The 21,211-nt window shown below is 42.2% G+C and carries 12 protein-coding genes and 1 CRISPR repeat array; all 12 genes read left to right on the top strand.

The genetic code is table 11. The annotated features are described in order from the left end of the window. The first annotated feature begins 46 nt into the window (after positions 1–46). The 12 genes from BN3279_RS11240 (at position 47) to BN3279_RS11295 (ending at position 20,734) form a co-directional block, all read left to right on the top strand. Positions 47–7,006, top strand: a complete 6,960-nt coding sequence (locus BN3279_RS11240) for a polymorphic toxin-type HINT domain-containing protein (protein ID WP_148466836.1) — start codon at positions 47–49, stop codon at positions 7,004–7,006. 15 nt (positions 7,007–7,021) lie between these two features. Next, the gene (locus tag BN3279_RS11245) at positions 7,022–7,369 is read left to right on the top strand and encodes a DUF7674 family protein (RefSeq protein ID WP_059050881.1); all 348 of its coding nucleotides are present in this window, start codon (positions 7,022–7,024) and stop codon (positions 7,367–7,369) included. 901 nt (positions 7,370–8,270) lie between these two features. Continuing rightward, positions 8,271–8,435, top strand: a complete 165-nt coding sequence (locus tag BN3279_RS11250; protein WP_187377782.1) for a hypothetical protein — start codon at positions 8,271–8,273, stop codon at positions 8,433–8,435. A gap of 543 nt (positions 8,436–8,978) precedes the next feature. Beyond that, positions 8,979–9,678: a CRISPR direct-repeat array (repeat unit 32 nt; unit sequence GTCGCACCTTACGCAGGTGCGTGGATTGAAAT). A 207-nt stretch (positions 9,679–9,885) separates the two neighbouring features. Next, positions 9,886–10,689, top strand: coding sequence for a CRISPR system precrRNA processing endoribonuclease RAMP protein Cas6 (gene cas6 / locus BN3279_RS11255; protein ID WP_232436827.1), 804 nt, complete (start codon positions 9,886–9,888; stop codon positions 10,687–10,689). Between the two features lie 212 nt (positions 10,690–10,901). After that, entirely contained in the window at positions 10,902–11,114 is a 213-nt protein-coding gene (locus BN3279_RS11260; protein WP_059050886.1) for a hypothetical protein, read from the top strand. A gap of 78 nt (positions 11,115–11,192) precedes the next feature. After that, a complete protein-coding gene (locus BN3279_RS11265) occupies positions 11,193–12,161 on the top strand; it encodes a DUF6602 domain-containing protein (RefSeq protein ID WP_059050888.1) in 969 nt (322 codons plus the stop codon). Between the two features lie 379 nt (positions 12,162–12,540). Beyond that, on the top strand, positions 12,541–14,163 hold the full coding sequence (locus BN3279_RS11270; protein ID WP_148466837.1) for a Cas10/Cmr2 second palm domain-containing protein: 1,623 nt from the start codon (positions 12,541–12,543) through the stop codon (positions 14,161–14,163). After that, positions 14,150–14,893, top strand: a complete 744-nt coding sequence (locus tag BN3279_RS11275) for a hypothetical protein (protein ID WP_059050892.1) — start codon at positions 14,150–14,152, stop codon at positions 14,891–14,893. The genes BN3279_RS11270 and BN3279_RS11275 overlap by 14 nt, the downstream gene beginning before the upstream one ends. Further along, a complete protein-coding gene (locus tag BN3279_RS11280; RefSeq protein ID WP_059050893.1) occupies positions 14,890–16,641 on the top strand; it encodes a hypothetical protein in 1,752 nt (583 codons plus the stop codon). Before BN3279_RS11275 ends, BN3279_RS11280 begins: the two co-directional genes overlap by 4 nt. Beyond that, a complete protein-coding gene (locus tag BN3279_RS11285) occupies positions 16,631–18,022 on the top strand; it encodes an RAMP superfamily CRISPR-associated protein (protein ID WP_059050896.1) in 1,392 nt (463 codons plus the stop codon). The genes BN3279_RS11280 and BN3279_RS11285 overlap by 11 nt, the downstream gene beginning before the upstream one ends. A 1-nt stretch (position 18,023) precedes the next feature. Next, on the top strand, positions 18,024–18,452 hold the full coding sequence (locus BN3279_RS11290; protein WP_059050898.1) for a hypothetical protein: 429 nt from the start codon (positions 18,024–18,026) through the stop codon (positions 18,450–18,452). After that, positions 18,449–20,734, top strand: coding sequence for a TIGR03986 family type III CRISPR-associated RAMP protein (locus BN3279_RS11295; RefSeq protein WP_059050900.1), 2,286 nt, complete (start codon positions 18,449–18,451; stop codon positions 20,732–20,734). Before BN3279_RS11290 ends, BN3279_RS11295 begins: the two co-directional genes overlap by 4 nt. Positions 20,735–21,211: the final 477 nt, after the last annotated feature.

Raw genomic sequence — 21,211 nt, forward strand, 5'->3', positions numbered from 1 at the left:
GGTGAACGGTTTGCTTAAAAAGCGGATAACAATTTTTCTGAATTTAGTGGCGTTTATTTTGCTGGTTGCTATTGGAGCCACAGCATTTGCAGCAGAGGAACCAGGCAGTAGCCGGGAGACTGCTATTGTGTTTGACCCTGGCCAATCCATTCAGGGGGTTATGGGAAGCAGCGAAGAGATCTGGTATCAAGCTTATTTGAATGGCGGTCAGGTGTATAGCTTTGAGAAAGATACAAGGGGTTCCTTACTCATCTATGAAGAAGACAAGGCAACTTATACTAAGAGTTATTATGCCGGCCATGAGGGAATAGATTTTACAGCGGAAGCAAGCGGAACCTATTATTTTAAGGTCAATGGAGACGCTGGGAAAGCATGGTTCATGCAACCGGCCAAGCCAGGGATGACGAGAAATCTCGCTTTGCCTCTAGACGTAAGCCAGCCATTCACCGATACGACATCAGATGTGGAATACAACTGGTACAAGACGGAACTAAACGGTGGTCAAGTATACAGTTTTGAGAAAGATACAAGGGGCACGCTACTCATCTACCAAGGAGACAAGACTACCTCGTCTAAAAGCTATTCGTCCGGTCATGAGGGAATAGATTTTACAGCGGGGGCAAGTGGAACCTATTATTTTAAGGTCAATGGAGACGCTGGGAAAGCCTGGTTTATGCAACCGGCCAAGCCAGGAATGACGAGAAACCTCGCTTTGCCTCTAGACGTGAGCCAGCCATTCACCGATACGACATCAGATGTGGAATACAATTGGTACAAGACAGAATTAAACGGCGGTCAAGTATACAGTTTTGAGAAAGATACAAGGGGCACGCTACTCATCTACCAAGGAGACAAGACTACCTTGTCTAAAAGTTATTCGTCTGGCCATGAGGGAATAGATTTTACAGCGGAGGCAAGTGGAACCTATTATTTTAAGGTCAATGGAGACGTTGGGAAAGCCTGGTTTATGCAACCGGCCAAGCCAGGAATGACGAGAAACCTCGCTTTGCCTCTAGACGTGAGCCAGCCATTCACCGATACGACATCAGATGTGGAATACAATTGGTACAAGACAGAATTAAACGGCGGTCAAGTATACAGTTTTGAGAAAGATACAAGGGGCACGCTACTCATCTACCAAGGAGACAAGACTACCTCGTCTAAAAGCTATTCGTCTGGCCATGAGGGAATAGATTTTACAGCGGAGGCAAGTGAAACTTATTATTTTAAGGTCAATGGAGACGCTGGGAAAGCCTGGTTTATGCAACCGGCCAAGCCAGGAATGACGAGAAACCTCGCTTTGCCTCTAGACGTGAGCCAGCCATTCACCGATACGACATCAGATGTGGAATACAACTGGTACAAAACGGAACTAAACGGCGGTCAAGTATACAGTTTTGAGAAAGATACAAGGGGTACGCTATTTATATATCAAGGAGAACAGAATTCCTATAAAAGCTACTATGCTGGTCATGACGAAATAGATTTTATGGCACAAACAAGCGGAACTTATTATTTCAAAGTCAATGGGGATGCAGGCAAAGAATGGTGGATGCGCCTTGTGTCCTACAAGCAAGCGGTTGCTGAGCTTGATCCGGGACAGTTTGAGGACGGCTCGTTGGTATCCGACCCTATTCATGCGGGAACAGGTGCTCAGATTATAAATCAGCCCGTGCTTAAAGTAGAGGGCATAATCCCGATACAATTTACGCTTCATTATAACTCTATGCTGCTAGAGAAAGGGCTAATGGGAACGGGTTGGGAGCATTCTTTTGAAACATGGCTGGAGTCCGTTACTCAGGATAAGTTAGTGATTCACTGGTCTTCCAATCGTGCCACTTCATTTATCATGATAGACAGTGGCAGTTATATATCACAGGATCAGGACTACAAATATGACCAATTGGTTCGTGATGCGGTTGGCGGTTATGTTTTGCAGCGCAATGACCAGTCCAAGCTCTACTTCAATGAACAAGGTCAATTGATTCGTACCAACAATTCATATGGTCAATCGGTCGAATTAAAATACAACCATACCGGACTGCTGTCTCAGATTGTTGAGCCGATAACGGGTGTATCTATTGAACTTACTTATACGACAGAACAAGTCATTAAAGCCGTCACAGATTCAGCCAATCGAACAGCCACATTTGAATACGATCCTCAAGGCAGAATGATTCGCTTTACAGATGTTGGTGGCTACATCACGACGTATACGTACAATGCCAAAAATCAAATTGTAAAAGCGATTGATGGAGACGGGGCCATTCTGTTTAATAACCAATTCGACGTTCATGACCGGGTGATGGCTCAACAGGATGCTTTTGGCTATACAACCAGCTTTCAATATGGAAATAATCGAGTTACTACCATTACGAATCGGGAAGAACAGATACGTACCATTGCTCATAACAGCAAGCTCCAATTAATTAGTGAAACGACAGCAGCGGGCGATTCTGTTGAATATGAGTATGACGCACAAGGCCGTCGTATTCAAGAACAGCACGCGACAGGGCAAAGGTATACCTACACCTATGATCGTCGTGGCAACGTATTGACACAGACGGATATAGCCGGTCACCAAATCTCATATACGTATGACCAGCGTAATAATCGTTTGAGCATGACTGAAGGGGATTTGGGTACAACCAAATTTAGTTATGATGATCACAATCGATTAATCGAGATAAAGGACTCTCTGGGTGCAATCACAAGATATCGCTATAACGAAGTGGGGCAATTAATAGAGGAAGAAGCTCCAGAAGGCGGTATGACTAGGTATACCTATCAAGTCGGGCGTCTTATTGCCAAGCAGGATGCGGAAGGTCATGTTACTTCCTATACTCATGATGCTTTGGGAAGAGTGATCCAAGTGGAGGATCCGGAAGGCAATACATCCCGTTATGTCCACGATGCTGCTGGGCAGATTATCCAGGAGACGGACCCACTTGGAAATATGACAAGGTTTGCCTACAACGGGCATGGCGATCTGATAAGCAGGACAGATGCTGCCGGGCATGTGACAAGCTATCAATATAATGCCAATGGACAGTTGATTCAGGAGACTAATTCGCTGGGCCACCACACGGTATATACGTATAACAAAGAAGACCAGCTTATCCGAACGACGGACCCCATGGGGCGCGTAACGGACTTGTTACTAGATGGTGACGGGCGTCCTGTGAAGCGGACAAATCCATTGGGAAATGTCGTAAGCTACACTTATGATAGCAAAGGAAGACCTCTATCCGAAACTTCGGCAATGGGTAGGGTAAGCCTATATAGTTATGATATGTCGGGCAATCTTACCCGGTATATCGATCCTGCGGGACAGCAGACAACTTATATCTATTCCGCCAAGGATGAATTGATTGGCAGCACGGATGAATTAGGCCATTCTACTGCCGTTGCTTACGATGCGATGGGCAGAGTCGTATCCAGAACGGATAGCCTAGGAAATAGAACACATTACAGTTATGACAAGAACGGTAATTTGATTCAAGAGAGAAATGCAGAGGGACATATAACAGCGTACCAATATGACTTAAATAATCGGCTGATTGCCGTAACCGACCCTCTGCAACAGACAACCACCTATCTTTACGACAAAAATGGTCGTGTAGTTCGTACCACGGATCATAACGGAGTGATGGAAGAGCGAACTTACGACGCCAAAGGGCGAGTAGTCACGATTACCGATGGTGTAGGTAACACTATTACGTATACCTATGACCCGCTGGACCATATCACAAGTGAATCGGATGCTGAAGGCAACGTTACTCAATATGTTTATGATGCGGCAGGTCAGCTTGCCGAGCAGGTGAGTCCAAGAGGATACCGTATCCAGTACATGTATAATGCCAATGGGCAGTTAACAGGTACATTGGATTCTTATGGACGCGAGGTTCTGTATACTTACGATGCATCGGGTCAAATGATTACAAAAACAGATGCGAGACAGCAGACGGCTCACTATCGTTACGATGCAGATGGGATGCTGATTGCAGAGACAGATGCGTTGGGTAATGAAATTCATTACACGTATGATGCTAACCGCTTAGAGAGTAGGGAGGACCCGCTAGGGAACCTTACTCGTTATGAGTATGATGCGACGGGCCGCCTGACTAGTATTATTGATCCTCTGGGCCATCGGGAAGAGCTGAAATATGATGCGATGGGCCGACTCCTTTCTCGAACGGATCGTTTGGGGCAGGTCGTGGAGAGCCTGGTTTACAATGCTGTTCATGTTCCCGTTCTTGTGACCGATGCGCTAGGTCGAGATACAAGGTATAGTCCAGATGCCTTGGGAAGAACGGCGACTGTCATAGATCCGATGCAGCGTGTAACGAGTTATACGTATGACTCATTGGATCGGATTACGGAGGTGAATGTACCGATTGGAGGTACGGTGAACCAGCAGTTCGATACAGCAGGTCGCCTGACGGAACGAACTGACCTGAACGGACAGATGACAACCTACGCATATAATGGGAACGGACTGCCTGTTTGGGAGCAAAATGCTGCAGGAGATAAAACGCAATTCATTTATGATGTTGATGGACAAGTGAAAACTTACTTGAATGGCAGAAACCAGGTATTTGATTATAGGTACGATTTGGCAGGTCGTTTGACCTCGTGGCAGCAGGGTGAGGAGGATGTGCAATATCGTTATGATGATAACGATAATTTGACACGTATAGAAGATTCAAATGGGGCAATCGAGCGAGAATATGATGCACTCAATCGGGTTATTCATTATAAGGATACTGCGGGTAACAACCTCGGTTATCGTTATGATGCCGCAGGAAGACTCATCGAACTGACCTATCCAGACGGCAAAACGGTGGTATATACGTATGATGCTGCAGGTCGCATGCAGACGGTAACGGACTGGCGTAGCCGAATTACCTCCTATGAATATGATGCGAATGGCAGGTTAACGGCTACGGACAAACCGGATGGATCAAGGGAAACCCGAGACTATGACTTGGCGGGACAATTGTCCAAACTGGTGAATCGGGCAGCGTCAGGAACTATCATTTCTGAGGATGCCTATACCTACGATGCTGTCGGAAACGTATTGACGGAAGGAAACTGGATGTACACGTATGATGTGGCGGATCGCTTAACTGCTGCGAATGCGTATCGCTATGTTTATGATTTGGGCGGGAACTTAACGGAAGCAACGATAGCCAGATCAGGTCAGGCTCAGGAGGCTCCGTTCACTGCAACTCAGAGCACTTATGAATTGACTCAGGCACTGCCGAGTGCAACTCAAGTAACCTATAACTTTGATGATGCTGTATATCTCTACGATGGGCAAACGATGACCTACTCTGTGGATAATCGGCTAGCTACTGTAGATGGGCAACCTGTTGTTTACGATGCCGATGGTAACCTAATCGAGGGATCATTTCAGGGGGGAGCGAATCATTTTGTTTACGATGCGCGTAATCGACTGCGTGAGGCAGGAGAATTAACCTATAACTATGACGCAGAGAACTATCGAACAGGGGTCATCAATACCGTGACCGGAGCCACATATCAGTATGTCATTAATCCTGAGGCTCGGTACAGTCAGGTATTAATGGAAACCAGTGAAGATACCACCAGGTACTATATTTATGGACTGGGTCTCATAGCTCACGAAGAAGCCGATGGAGAAGCGTTCATCTACCATTATGATCGCCGGGGCAGCACGATTGCCTTAACGGATGAAACGGGGGAGATTCGTGGTCAGGTAGCTTATGATCCATATGGGGGCTTATTGAATCAAAGGGGTCAGACGGATACGCCTTTCCTGTATAACGGACAATATGGGGTAATGACTGACTCCAATGGCTTGTACCATATGCGGGCAAGGTATTACCATCCGGAAATTAAGCGTTTTATGAATCGGGATGTACTGGAAGGGAACATTGAAGCTCCACAGACCCTTAACCGGTACGCCTATGTAAACGGGAATCCGATATCTTATATCGATCCATTTGGACTAAGCCGAGAGCGAGTGGAGATCGTAGATCCGCTATTGGATGAATTGAGTGTAGGCTTGGACTTTTTCCCAGTTATCGGAAGCTTGAAATCAGGCCTTGAGGCTGTAATAGGGAAGGATATACTGACCGGAGACCAACTGACAGCGGGGAATCGTCTGATTACGACCGCAGGCATTTTGCTACCGGCGGTAAAGGCGGTCAAGCGAATCGACCAGGCGAATGATCTGCTTCAGGATGCCCGTAAGGTGCAAAAGGGAATCCGGAATGAAGTGAAGCTGGAGAAAAAGGCAGCAAGCAAACCAGCCGCAGGCTGCAACTGCTTCACGGCGGGGACTAAGGTATTGACCGATGCAGGGGAGAAGAACATTGAAGACATTGAGGTCGGGGATAGGATTCTCTCGAAGGATGAAACGACTGGCGAGGTAGCGTACAAAGAGGTTACGGCTACGTTTAACCATGAGACGGATGAGATTTACAAGATTCATGTGGGCGACCAAGTGATAGAATCGACCTTTAACCATCCATTTTATGTGGAAGGCAAGGGTTGGACGTTTGTCAAAGACCTCAAGGCTGGAGACTTGCTTGTTCAGAGTGACGGGAATACACTCAAGATAGACAGCATTGAACTGCTGAATAAGCACGTCACTGTTTACAACATGACGGTTGATGAGTTCCATACCTACTTTGTGAGTGGCCTTGGAATTTGGGTTCATAATACTGGACCATGTGATTTAAAACCAACTGTTACCAATACAAAGCTTAACAATCTAGTGGAAAGTTTGTATAAGGGACAAAAAATGCCTGAAATTGTTGGTAATGGTACAACAATGGATTCAATTCGACATGAATTAAGGACAGGAGAACCTGTCGGAGGTAAGTTTCACAGCCAAAAAGGGCAAGAGTTCAGTAATGCATTAAGAAAATTGCTGAACAGTGGAGACCTAAACGAACAAGATACAAAAACAGCGCAAATGTTATATGATGATTTACAAAATGCATTGGCAGGAAAATGAAAGAGGTGATTACAATTGGATTATGACAACTTAATTACGAGTTTATTAATTGATGTACCACTTATAAAACCGCTTTACGAAGAGGAAATAAAATGGCTGGAGGAGGATTTACCGCATGTTATTTTTAGTTTGGTGGTTACTCCTTTCATAATTAAGTCAATTAAAGAGCAAGAAGAATCAAGTAATATCTATGGATTTCTTGAAAAGATGGCATTAGGTGATGAAAAGGTTCAGGAAGTATTGGTCACATCTGTTCTTGAATCATTAATAATTGAAAGAGATATTATTGATTTCGCCAAATCTCATATGGGTGAGCTAACAAAAATACTATGTGAGACTACAGAAAAAGCATATGGATTTTAATGTTAAAGACCTTGAGGATGGTAGTTTACCCCATTTACAAATTCATGATGAGGTGGGGCAAATAATTAGGATTTTCTTTCAACCTTAAATCTGAAATGGGTGATTATGTATGAATCAACTGAGCTTTAAGCAAAAAAACACTTTGATGCAAGGTAGAGGATTGGCAACTGAAATTATGGCTAGCTCTGAAGATTATCGTGCTTTATTAAAGTAAAAGCTATCAATTCACCAGGCTTTATTAATTCTTCTGATGAAAATATTAAGTTTTGGTTTAGAAAATATGAGATAAAGAAAGAAGTTATTGAAAATGATTGGGATGTATCAGACGATGAATTAGTCAATTCTATTTATATAAATGACATTATTGGGATACGGCAATTAGAAAAAGAAATTTCTAGATATTTGCATGATTTTTCTTATTTAGATGTAGAATGGAAATGCGATAATCCATTATAATTTATTTTCGACCTTGAGATGGCCATCAAGGTCTTTTTTACCCCACTTTGGGTGCATAATACTGGGCCTTGTGATTTGAAGCCAACTGTTACTAATACCAAACTTAACAACCTGGTGGAAAGCTTATATAAAGGGCAAAAAATGCCTAAAGTCGTTGAATGGTACGACAATGGATTCAATTCGACATGAATTAAAGACGGGAGAACCTGTAGGGGGAAATTTCATAGCCAAAAGGGGCAAGAGTTTAGTAATGCATTATAATTGGAATATGACAACTTAATTGCGTGTTTGTTAATTGATGTGTCACTTATAAAATCGTTTTACGACGAGGAAATAAAATAGCTTGAAGATAATTTACCACATGTTATTTTTAGTTTGGTGGTTCCTCCTTTTGTAATTAGGTTCAGTGGAAAAAAGGAAGAACGCGATAGTATTTGTGTTTTTCTTGAAAAAAATGGCATTAAATGACGAAAAAGTCCAGGAAGTTTTAATTGTATCTGTTCTTGAATTACTAATAACTGAAAGGGATGTTATTGAACGGGCCAAGTTTCATGTGGGTGAACTAACAAAAAGATTGTGTGAAAATGTAGAAAAGGCATACGGATTTTAATGTTAGAGACCCTGAGGGTGATAATCCCCAAGATCTTTTTAATTAATGAGACAATGGGCACAAAAAGCGGCTATGGAAGGGAACTTGCAGTTTATAGGCATTGATGCGAGCATCCCCTTTTTAAATGTCCCATGAGTAAATTTTGCTGAAATGCACGGAGGTAGCCATTAAAGGGTGCACCAAGCATTGTATTTCCCAGATACAGGTATTTGATAATGTAATCAATGTGCTCGACTAAAGAGACTTGGGATAGACATAATTAGATAGACAGCAGCATTGCTGAAAGAACGAGTGGGAAAATGGTATTACACTTGGGTTGTAATTTTTAAATAATACAACAATAATTAGGGTAACTGTATTGTGAAAATCATTTTGGTGCGAACCTCAAGCGAACATGATTTTCCTGGGAGATTCGCACCAAAATAAGTTACTTTCATTTCTTTATATGTAAAAGTATGGAATAATTTGAGCTGTTTTTAATTAAAGTAAGGCTATGAATGGCTAAATAGGCAGCATAATACCCTTATTATGTTAAAAATCGGAGTCGCACCTTACGCAGGTGCGTGGATTGAAATCCGCCCGTTTCAAGCCAATTTTGAGCCAAACGAAGTCGCACCTTACGCAGGTGCGTGGATTGAAATTTTTACTACTATTATTATTGAAAAAGACAATCTAAGTCGCACCTTACGCAGGTGCGTGGATTGAAATTGGCGGGCTTTTTTATTGCATTAATATGCATAAGTCGCACCTTACGCAGGTGCGTGGATTGAAATCACGGTTATGGTGATATTCGTAATTTGTGGACTGTGTCGCACCTTACGCAGGTGCGTGGATTGAAATAAGCCCATCGGCTGATGTATCTGCCGAGTTGCAGTGTCGCACCTTACGCAGGTGCGTGGATTGAAATCGCTATCCGGTGTTTTGATATAGCAGGCAAGTTGCAGGTCGCACCTTACGCAGGTGCGTGGATTGAAATCACGTGGAACAGGTTTCATTTCCAACGTGGAACTGTCGCACCTTACGCAGGTGCGTGGATTGAAATACTTACGCTCACCCTTTCCGTAGTATTCGAGAATAGTCGCACCTTACGCAGGTGCGTGGATTGAAATAGGCAAAGGAATATTGTACATATTGGCTAATGTAAGTCGCACCTTACGCAGGTGCGTGGATTGAAATTCATTAGACTTATTGAGAGCCTCATCAGCTGCATCGTCGCACCTTACGCAGGTGTGTGGATTGAAATAAGGACTTCCGGGCTGTTTATTCCCTTATCTTGGGTCGCACTTTACACTGTTGTATGGAGCGAACGGCTTATGTACTTGCTGCCCCTATTAACTTACACTTCCAGTAATCTGTAGAATTGGAGAAAAGTATGCATCAACAAAACACTATTTTTTCTTTGGAGTACCTGCCATTGCTTATTAGATTAAACTGTCAGGAGGCTGCTAGATTGCCAGCTTTTCTTGGTTCGACCCTGCACGGGGTTGTCGGGTGGGCGTTGCAGAATGATCGGGAGGCCTATACTTACTTGTTTGAGAACCGTCGTTTGGGAGGAGCGAAGCAAGATATAGTTAATCCATACATGATTGAGCCGCCGAGACCTCGCAGTGTTTATCATTCAGGAGATGAGCTTTCCTTCAAGCTTGTGCTGTTTGGAAATGCTATAAGCTATGCTGAGAGAGTGGTGACTTCACTAGCAAAAGCCGATATCTTTAAGCTAGGGGCTGAACGGAAAAGCTTTAAATTATTGGACATTCTACATGCTGAACGATTTTCTCCCATATGGCAAAGAGGTCATGTTCATATGAATTCTATAACTCCTGTCAATATTAATTCTGTTGCAACAAGAGAGTTTGCTAACTGGTGTTCTATTCATCTGTTGACACCTGTTCGTATTCGACGTGGTGGGGAACTGGTGCATCATATTGATTTCTCAACTATTATACGAGGCGGGGTTCGAAGAATAGAGACGTTAACCGAGCGCTATGGTGGGTTGATTAATAGAGATATGGCTACAGATACTATTACTTTGGCAGGGGAGGCACAGCAAATTTCTTCCGGTTTATATTTGAATGAAATGCATAGGTATTCCAATCGCAAGAGTGAATCTGTAGATTGGAGTGGAATGCTGGGGGCTATGACTTTTGAAGGCGAATTGAGTATTTTTACCCCTTGGTTAAATGCGGTGCGTATCTTGCATATTGGACGGAACACAACTTTTGGCTGTGGGCAGCTAGATGTTGTTTATCGATAGAAGAAAGATTAAAAGTTGCCTAGGTGTGCATTCTGACTCTGTCAGTAGCATGCCTTTTTAGTATTTTAGGCCTATTCGTTTTCATTGAAATGTAGATATACTATCTATAATTTTGGGTTTTTTGTCGAAATTTTAGAGGGGATTTGGGAAAATGTGCTACAATAATGGTGAAAATGACCATTTTATCCTATTGAACCGAGGTGTCTCTGCATATGTCCAAAGAACTATCTGTTGAAGAGAAGAAGAATAAGCTTATAAACAACGTCAGAGAAAATTACCGCCAGGTTGAGAAGTCTATTGTGAGTCAATTGTTTATGAAGCATGATTTGCACGGAACAACGATAGGTTCGGAACGTGAAATGATTTGGGCGCAACTCTTTGAAATGATCATTCCGCGAAAATTTGTTATTGAGTCATTACTTTAATCGCCAATTATTATGTACAAGTTCACCTGTTTTGAGCAGATGGTAGTTTAATTGATTAAGAGAGGGGATCTTTCCTGGATGAATAGCAATCCATTAAAGCTAATCTACGATAACTATAACGAACTTAGTCAGATGATGGTAAAAGAAATAGAATTGGCCACGGCTCATCCGGGTTTAACGGGTAGTTACCGAGAGGAGATGTGGGTGAAATTTTTCCGTGACATCATTCCTCAGAAATTTTCTTTTGTCCATGGTGCAATGATCATTGATTCGAAAGGCGGAATCTCGAATGAAGTGGATATCGCTGTTATAGATGAACAGTATACACCTTACATCTTCCAGTACCATACCTTGAAATTAATTCCTATTGAGGCCGTTTCCATGGTTATTGAATGTAAAAGCACAGATCTGCCCTCGAAACAATTAAAAGCGTGGGCGGATAAGATTGATAACCTTGATGCCAAAAATACGGGAATCGCTAGGATGGCGACGGGATATGCTACCGGAGTAACCAACGCTACACAAACGAAAAGTCGACCGATTAAAGTACTGGTCAGCATCAAAAATTCAGTTCAAGACAGTACAATAACAAATATGACAAATGATTTAGGACAACATTTTGATTTTATAATTCAAGAACAAACGGATAAAGATTCAAGTGAATCAAGGTTTGAAGTGCAGGTTAAAAACGAGGATAAAACACTGGGTTGGTGGGGGAGACGTCTTAATCAGCATGTTACAGATGAACAAGAGAATCCTGATCTGGAAATCGTGTTAAATCCAGGTAAACAATTGCTTACAGATGATCAGTTGAAGAGTCTCGAAGATGGTGGCGTTAATTTAATGCTTCCACAACAATCTATCACAAACACATTAGAAAATTTAAAAATTCCACAAAATCCGTTACTCACCTTAAATTTGCAGCTCAATCAATTATTGATGCTAGTCAACAATCCGATGCTGTTCCCGCATTTTGCGTATGCTAAGGCGTTTAAAGACATGTTGAAGAAACAAGGGACTGAATTTTCTGCTTCTGAATCGAAATAGAGATTAGGTATGACAGGAGTACCAATAATCGCAAAACAAATCGTCTAGTTCTGTTGAGACTCGCCTTATGCTATTTAGCGGAGGGCGAGTTTGTGTATTTTGTAAAGTATTGTTGAATATTATCTAAATAGAAGGAAACATACTCCATCATAGAGAAATAATAACACTTAAATCGTGATTATAAGTCTTAGGACCTGATTCAATAGATCTATCTAATGAGACTTGCATCTGGTTCTATGAAATGAATGAAATCGCAGCATTAATTAGATGAGGGAGGCAAAGAGCGATTGTGAAGGCATATGTTTTTATCGACGTGTCACGAAAGCAAGAGTACATTTACCGAAATAGGAGTCTGCGAGACAATTTGATTAACTCATACGTGATCAAGGCTATTACAGAAATACCTGAAGATATGGATGCAGACTCTAAATTGGGTGCCAATTCTCAAGTTATGCTAGTAACTTTTCTAGAACGATATTTTTCTAAGGAGTATCTTGTAATTTACTCTGGTGGGGGCAACAGCATGCTTCAATTTCATGATGAGGAGCAGGCAAAGAAATTTAGCAGAAACTATTCGTTAGAAGTGCTTCGTTATTATCCAAATATTGAACTATATATTAGTAAAATTTCAGAGCAAGAAATTCCAGGAGAAGCAGAGCCAGATATGAAAGTAATCCGTCAACTGCTCAACCAGCGTTCCGATCTATTAAAGGATAAACGACGAGCCATGTTTCGACGTTGGAGCTACGGAGTTGAGAAGATCGGCGAGGATGGCAAACCGGTACTGAAGCTTAGTGAACTTGCTGAAGAGACTGAGACTGAATCTGGAGCAAACACTGAAATGGACGATGAGGTTCTGGATAAAGCTCGCCGTTTTTTGTTTGGTCGTTTGGAGAAACGATTAAAGGAAATGGATGATGGTCAAAATCTTGTACAGATTACAACGAAGCTACTGAACTATAAGGGGAAAAATGAACGGAAAAGCTTTATTGGCATCATCGCACTGGATGGTAATCGGATGGGCGAGATGTTTCACAGGTTGAACACTATTGATGAAATGAAGGAATTTAGCAGTGAAATTGAGCGAATCTACGCTGATGCAGTTGCTGGTGCGCTCTATCATTATGCTGTTCGTCATAATAAAAAACTACAGGTCACACCTGTACTAATGTCTGGTGATGATATCTGTCTGGTTACACAAGCGGAAGATGCGCTAGACATTGCCGCAGATATTCTCCAGCAGATTCAAACGTTGTCACTGAAGAAAACAGGCAGTGTGCTGAGAAAAGCATTGCAGGTTGATTCAGCTAAACAGTCTGTTCAACATCCTTACCTTACCGCATGTGCAGGCGTTGTCATAGTCAAAGTTACCTATCCTTTTTTTGATGCTATTAAACTGGCAGAAAAGCTTTGTCATCATGCAAAAGAAGCTCTATATCATTCTACAGAAAATGAGTCAGCCTCCGGGTCATTTATTGACTGGGATATTGTGCAGGGTCAAGTGAGTGTCCAGACTGCTTATGAGAAGCGGCTAGATAAAGCTAGAAAACATGATCATTATCGTATCAGGCCGCTACGGATAGATCAAGAGGTAGGCATAGACAATGGTGTGTATAGCTACAATGCATTCCGTAATTTGGTTGGTGAGCTACGCGGGATGCTTAATAGGCAAAATTCTAGTAAACAGGACATCAGCAGTTCTTTTATAGAAAAAATCAAAAATCAGGTATATAACGGCTGGGAGAGCTACAGCTTGTTATTCGAACTAGATCAGACTAGATCTGGCGCTACCCTGTCTCAATTGGTGGAAAAGCATTTTATGCAAGATTATTCTCCTATTGAAATAGATTCAAATAGAGGCTGGATCAGACCCCAATATGGGGCAATCATTGAGCGTAATGCCCTGGATAATCACAATGAATACAGGTATGTATTGAATGATGTGTTGGAGACGATATCATTTATTCACGGTGAGGAGGAGTTCGCTCATGGAAAGCAATGACAAATATGTTCTTGAACTTCGACTACTGAGCGAGACGATCTTTGCCAGTGGAGAAAAGGAACGTAATCTTGTTCAATCCCGGGCTTTGAGCGATGAGTATGGTTTTATCTATTTCCATGCCAAGTCTTTAAAGGGGCAACTTAAGCGTCAAGCACTTTGGTTGCTACGGCAATATATCTCAATGGGTTACCTGGACAATTACGCTCATGCATATGATTTCCTTCATTCCATGGATGTTTTGTTTGGGGTTAATACGTGGGAATTAGAAAATGCATGGGATTTACGGGAGTTCATGAGGAATTATTTGCAACATATGCAAGCAGAGAAGGGCTTTCGAGGTCAGGGGATAATGAGACTTACTCATCTAGAATTGCCTCAAGAGGTGAAAAATGCATTTCGTGATTTAATTGATTCCAAAGTGTTCTCGTCACATGATTTGATTTCTGCCCAGACTTATATCCGGACGGAAATACAACTCGACGATGGGGTTGTTAAAGACAAAATGTTGAACACCTATCAAGCAGTCAAGAAAGGGCTTGTTTTTCAGGCACATCTTTTCTTCAATGAAGATCCAACCCAGGTTCTGCCCGACTTGCTTCGAATCATTTGCTCGCTAGATCGAATTGGTGCTGGCGTCCATCGGGGGCGAGGGGAGATCGAAGCTAAGTTGTTAATTAACGGGAACGATGCTCGGCAGGAGCTATGTTTGGAAGGGAGAGGGTCAGCATGAAATGGTATCAGGTTATTGAAATCTGTAATTTGGAGCCATTAAAAATTGGAGCCGGTGGCAATAAAGCGCACTGGGATGAACCTTGCAAGGATTATATTCCAGGTTCAACTTTACGTGGTGGGGCAATCGCTCGTATGCAACGTCTAGGTTTGTTTGAGGACCCCAAGTCCATTTTACAACAAATGGAGTGCTCCAATGCTTATTTGTTTAGAGAAGGACAATTGTATCTACCCTCTCCTCAACACTTACGAATGGACAAGCACGAGTACAGAAGACAGAAAATTTGGACCAATCAAGGGTATTCTGATGGAATGGTATCGCTGACTAATCTGTATGCAACTACTGTTCCTGATAAAATGTATGGCCTTAGCCAAATGACACCCAAAAACCAGCTCCCCCAGCCTTACGTAGCGATAAAAGATGGATATCTAGAGGGGATTCAATCAAGTAAAAATTATCGTCTTCATCATAGTTCTCTGCTTAATAAGAATTTGCGGGAACGAGCTAATCTGTTTAGTTATCAGGCGCTGGAGCCTGGACATATTTTTCGTTCAATAATCACCTATACGGAGCAAATTAAGCCACAAATTGAGTCGATGTGGAACGGGCAGGATATTTGGTATTTTGGGGGTTCGAAAGGATCAGGTTACGGACGTTGTCAAGTAAGGCTTATAGGCCAACCACAAACGGATTATGCAGAGGTCCATCATGGGCTTGGAATCACCACCCCAAGAAGTGAAGCGAATGCTTCCGAGGAACTAAACGTGTTGACATTAACCTGTCTGTCTGATGTTATTGTGCGTGGTCGATATGGTGAACCCTTGCCTTATTTGCCAGAAGAAGTTCTTGAGGAATGCGGTAATATCCAAATTAAACGCTTGGCAGAGGGGCAATGTCATTTCGTGCAGACGGGTCTGACAGAGGGATACAATGCAACTTGGAAAGCACGATATCCAAAGGAAACAACAATTAGAGCGGGTTCTGTTATGCGCTATTACTTGGAAAACCCATTGGACGAACAATCAAGGGAAAGAGTAATTGCTGTACTTGAGCAACGTCGTTATGGTTTGCGAACACAGGAGGGGTATGGCTGGATTGCCGTCAATCTTCCGTATCCTTCGCAATTACGAGTACAACCCATTCCGGCAATTTCTCTAGAGAGACGTGGACAATCTATCAGTACGAAATTAGATTCCGCCTCTGCTCCTCATATTGTTGAATCAATTAGATTGATTAGCAAAGGACTAGGTGATAATCGTAAGCACTGGTTGCGGTTGCTAATCAAGAAAATGGAGGATGCCTCAACAACAGATCGTTTTGAATCACTGAAAATACACAATCTTAAGCCATATCATTGTAGGGTAATGATCGAATTGTTGAAACAGTGGCTTACTGATCAAAGTACATCTAAGAAGGGTGTCAGCCTAATAGCCAAGAAGAGCGACAAACAGGCCTATCGTCAAAATAATGAATTTTTTTCGCTAGCAGGCGTTCATTTTAATGGAGTGATAACGTTTCTGGAGAATGAGCATATTGAACCGAAATATGAAGGATTGTCCCAATTTGCCTCTGACAAAGTAAATAGCATCCACGGAAGAATTTATTATATGCCTACACAGCCTAATTCTGAAAAGGGAATAGAAGAGATCGTGGGGCAGAAGCGCTTTATTGCTGAGTTGCTTTGCGAAGCACTATATATATATCAAATGTCTGATGCAAGCCAGGGGGCGATTCGGAGTGAATTCTAGAGAACGATTTACCTTTACACTCAAGGCGGAAACACCTGTGCATTTTGGTGGTGATTCACCGGGAGCGTTGTTATTGGATGGTGATGACAAGCCATTTGTCAGCGGTAACAGCATTGGCGGAGCTCTGCGAAACTGGCTGAATACCAGAAGTACGGTGTCGCCCGTTACTGTCTTGCACTATCTAGGTGGCCCTGATGATAGAGAAGAGTTTATAGAGAGCCAGGTTTATATTAGTGACGGCTACTTATACATGCCACAGGGACCCTTCATAATGGAAGGAACAGCAGTTGATCCAAAGACTGGGTCAGCACGAAACAATCATAAGTACAAGCGCTATGATCTTCCCAAAGGAACGAAATTGGTCTTTACGGTTGAATGTGATACTGAGGTAACGTTAACAGCTGAAGCACCTGAACGGCTTTCTTTTGAGCAACTCATATATACTTGTGCAGCAGCGATTGATCGAGGGGAATTGCGGTTTGGTGGGCAAAAGAGTAACGGACACGGTTGTTTCGCATTGCAACATTTAACATGCCAAAAATTTTCTTTTGACAGTTTCGTAGCGCTGGATCAATTTGTTTTTAACCGTCATAGCCAAAAAAGTAACGAGGAGGACCGTACTGAGAGTGCAAAAAAGTACAAGCAATACATTTCAGATCATCCGGCAACTGTGCTCAGTTTGAAAGGGCATTTTCCATATGGAGTCTATCAGTCATATATAGATCGGAGTCGAGATGACAAACAGGCCTCCCAGGTCACGGGGCTTCAGCGCAGTACGGATGGCAAATACTATTTGCCTGGCTCCAGCATTAAAGGGCTACTGCGTCATGAAATGAGACGACTTTTATTTCGAATGCTTCAAGATCAGCAGGAACTAGCTGAACTTGAAGCACGGGTAGAAACAATTGTGCAGGAGTGGTTCGGAAGCCAGGAAAAGATGGGATCGGTTGTGGTAACCGATGTTGTAATAGATAAAGCGCGTGAGATGAAGAGCAAACGAATAGAAGATTCAGACTCCAATCCAGTATACAACCGAATCGACCGGATTACTGGTGGTGTCATCGACGGAGCGCTCAAATCACAGAATGAGGTTCGGGGAGATGCAGAAATTCGTTTAGAACTGAGGGCGGGTGCAGATGATGAAGGGAAATTGTTCCCCCTGATCTATTTGCTGCGACGTATCGGTTCCGGGTTGGTTCCGCTTGGAGGAAGAACGGTTATTGGCCTTGGAGAGTTTGAAGCCAAGGAAACGGAAGTTAGTTATAACGGAGAAATGATAAGAATTAGCAATTTAGATCCATTAGATGACAAAAGCCAATCCAAGCTACAAGGTTACTATGACCGCTTTATGACATTATTAGATTCAGAGGGAGGGGCTTGAAATGAAGGCTGCTGAATTTGACAACAAGCTATTGCCAGATCAACCGTATTCATTCATTGTGCATTTGTTTGACCGGTTGTTGTTGGGCACGACCCATGATGAGAGAGAGTATAGCGAGCTGCTACGGGCATTGGATGAGGATAGAGTGCTGGAGGGACATTTTTTTGATGGAACACAGGAAATATACATTGCACGGCAGGATGGTCAATTGATAGCTTATGAGCCGATTGTTGTTGACAAGACTGAAGATGCTGAGCACGCTGTTATTCAGCGCAGCTATGAATTGGAGCAAGCCCCTTACAATACAGTCGGAGCTGGCAAAGCCAGATATACCGGATTGACTGTCCGTGAACGAATCGCTTACGAGGATGATTTAGCTTATGTGGAGCGCACAATGCTGTGCTGCTTGGAGAAAGGGGAAGCACAATGAAAGGGCGGAGTAATAATCAAAAGTTAATAGAAGTTACTTTGCCTTACGATTTTATTTCCTTACCGGGAGAACGAGGTAAACCAAACTACTATTATCCATATCATAGCCAGAACGAGGCCAAAAGGCCACCCCGCCATGATCTGCACGAAGCCGATCATTTGTCCGGCTACATTTCTTATCGAATCAATCCGTGTTCACCATTGGTTCTCGAATTGCGGGAAACGTCTGAAACAGGAGCCCCTGCAGAGTATTGGTTAAGTGGTAGCCAGATTCGTGGCAAACTTCGCTCAAATGTGGAAGTATTAAGCGCCAGCTATCCAGATTTTGTAGATGACAGCGAAATGTTATATCGGAGGATTGCCGGAGGGGCCAAAGGGGAGCGATACAAACAGAAACTGGGAATCACTGATGGTAACGGATTGGAACAAGTGATAGAGGCAGGGTACTTATACCAGGACCATGATGGTAGTTACTATATAATCCCTGCTGTGATGATTGGAGATAAGCATTTTGTATCTGTAAAGGAATTAGATATTGTTAATATGAACAGTAATGTATTACCGGAAGCAAATAGATTGTTTAAGTGGAGCGAGCGTGTCAAAAGTAAAGGTACCAATGGCACTATGCTAGACGTTATGAATAATCTGAACAGCCAAGTAAAAAAATTTGATGATGAGATTCGCAATTTGAGGAAGAGTCTTGAGATAGATCCTGATCATCCAATATCCGAGAAGATAAAGAAGGTATTTACCAATGATTTTAATTTTACCAAAGTAGGAAGTCGAAATAAGCAAGAGAAAGTTAATATTGAAAAGTTAAAAAAGGAACTACTATCTGAGCTTAGAAATAAACTAAAACAATACAATATAGAACAACAACTGGAAGAACTATTCGCTAAGCTCATAGAAAGATGGGCGTTAAAGGCTGAGATGTATTGCATTTATGAACACCGGTCAGTTAAAAAAAATAGTACTCCTTACGAGAAAAGGGTTAAGTATGTCCCTGCGGGGAAGGGTGTTTCATGTATTGAGCACGCTTCTTCTACTATAGCAGGAGGAATAGATGGAGTACTTATTAATTCTACAAATGTTGGTTCAAAGCGTGCGCACTATTTAATTGGTAAAGAACGAGAGGACGCGGTCAGAATCGACATTTCAGATAGCTTGATCATTAGCTATAATAAGGCATTTAAAAGAATACATTTGAAGACGGGCGATAAGGATAAGCAATACTATAATCTTTTCATTAAAGAAGGAACTCCCAATACGGAACCTCAAGTAATTTTTTATCAGTTAAAGAAGGAAGATGACTCGCCAAATGTCCTGACTGCTGTTGGCCGAACTCCTTACTTCAAAATACCATATGATTATCAGCTAGACGAGTTGCTAGGGGAAGAGAATGAAGACGGCGTTGATTTTGCCAATGCGCTATTTGGTTACATCCCCCGAAATAACGGAAAGGCGGTTAATGAAGAGAAATCTGCCTATAAATCGCGGTTACGGTTTAGCCCCCTTCGTGTATACGGAGATATTCATGGTGAGGAAAAAGAGTTCCTATTAGCAAAGCCACAGGCTTCTGCTGGGGCGATGTACTTGAAATCTGATGGAAAGAAAATGCCAACTTATGAAAAGCCAGTAGACAGCGAGAATGGAAAATCAAATAACAACTTACGAGATCCATTGCGGGGAGTAAAATATTATCATGTGTTACCTAAGACCATTCAAACCATCCCGCAAGGCACAAAAGGATCGGAAATTAATAGTATACGTCAAGTGTATGACCCATTGCACAGCGCATTTCATTTGGAAGGGAAAATATATTTTAAAAACTTGACGGATGCTGAGTTAGGGTTGCTGTTGCTTGCTATGGATGTTAGTCTTTTATCCGATGTTGAAAAATACAATAGTAAAGGGAAACCACACTATGAGCTTATTGGTGGAGCTAAGGCCTACGGTTACGGCAAGGTGCAGTTTGAATTAATAGAGATCATGTTGGAACAGAGTGGAAATACTTTTGAGTCACTGGTCATTACACCGTTCAGAGCAGTGGAAGCGGAGCTGTCCGTCTTTGTAGATACCTTTATTAATATGATGAAATCTGAATTTGGATTGGAGCAAATCGATATTAAAGGCTACGTTCAGAGCAAACTGGAAAGAGAGTTTGATTCTGCTGAAAACTATGTAAACTGGAGTAACATGAGTGAAAAGAGAAAGAAACCGGGTTCAAATAATAAGGGGGGTGGATATCCAACAAATTGGATTTTAAAGTCGGAAGAGGATTAAAAGCAATGATAGGGAGAAAGAGTAAACGAAAAGGCAGAGCTTATTTTAAGGACAGGGCAGCTCTAATACTAGTTTAGCCGGTTTCATATGGTTTAGTCTTAAAGGCGAAGTATTGCTTCTCGTGATAGTGAATATGTGGAACTGTTAAAATCACCAAAGACTAAAGATAGATAAATAAAGGGAAATTCGCATCTCAAAATTAATAATATGGTTGAAAATATAGATAAGCTCATAGATGAAATGAAAAAAATTCGTTCATATTGCATTTAGGCGGATTTAAGGGTTTGGCTTTGTCCTACGTGGACCATGTTGAAGGCACCTACTTGCCACATGTTCTGGTCCGCATTATCATTGAAGATGCGTAACAAGGATTAAAAGAAACTGGTGCGAACCTCAAGCGAACATGATTTTCCCGGGAGATTCGCACCAAAATAAGTTACTTTCATTTACTTATATGTAAAAATATTAAATTATTTT

The organism is Paenibacillus senegalimassiliensis, from assembly GCF_001486585.1.
Classification (GTDB): Bacteria; Bacillota; Bacilli; order Paenibacillales; family Paenibacillaceae; genus Fontibacillus; species Fontibacillus senegalimassiliensis.

Coding starts and splice junctions, on each gene's coding strand:
- BN3279_RS11260 (WP_059050886.1), top strand. CDS start 10,902: ATGTCCAAAGAACTATCTGTTGAAGAGAAGAAGAATAAGCTTATAAAC.
- BN3279_RS11265 (WP_059050888.1), top strand. CDS start 11,193: ATGAATAGCAATCCATTAAAGCTAATCTACGATAACTATAACGAACTT.
- BN3279_RS11275 (WP_059050892.1), top strand. CDS start 14,150: ATGGAAAGCAATGACAAATATGTTCTTGAACTTCGACTACTGAGCGAG.
- BN3279_RS11280 (WP_059050893.1), top strand. CDS start 14,890: ATGAAATGGTATCAGGTTATTGAAATCTGTAATTTGGAGCCATTAAAA.
- BN3279_RS11290 (WP_059050898.1), top strand. CDS start 18,024: ATGAAGGCTGCTGAATTTGACAACAAGCTATTGCCAGATCAACCGTAT.
- BN3279_RS11295 (WP_059050900.1), top strand. CDS start 18,449: ATGAAAGGGCGGAGTAATAATCAAAAGTTAATAGAAGTTACTTTGCCT.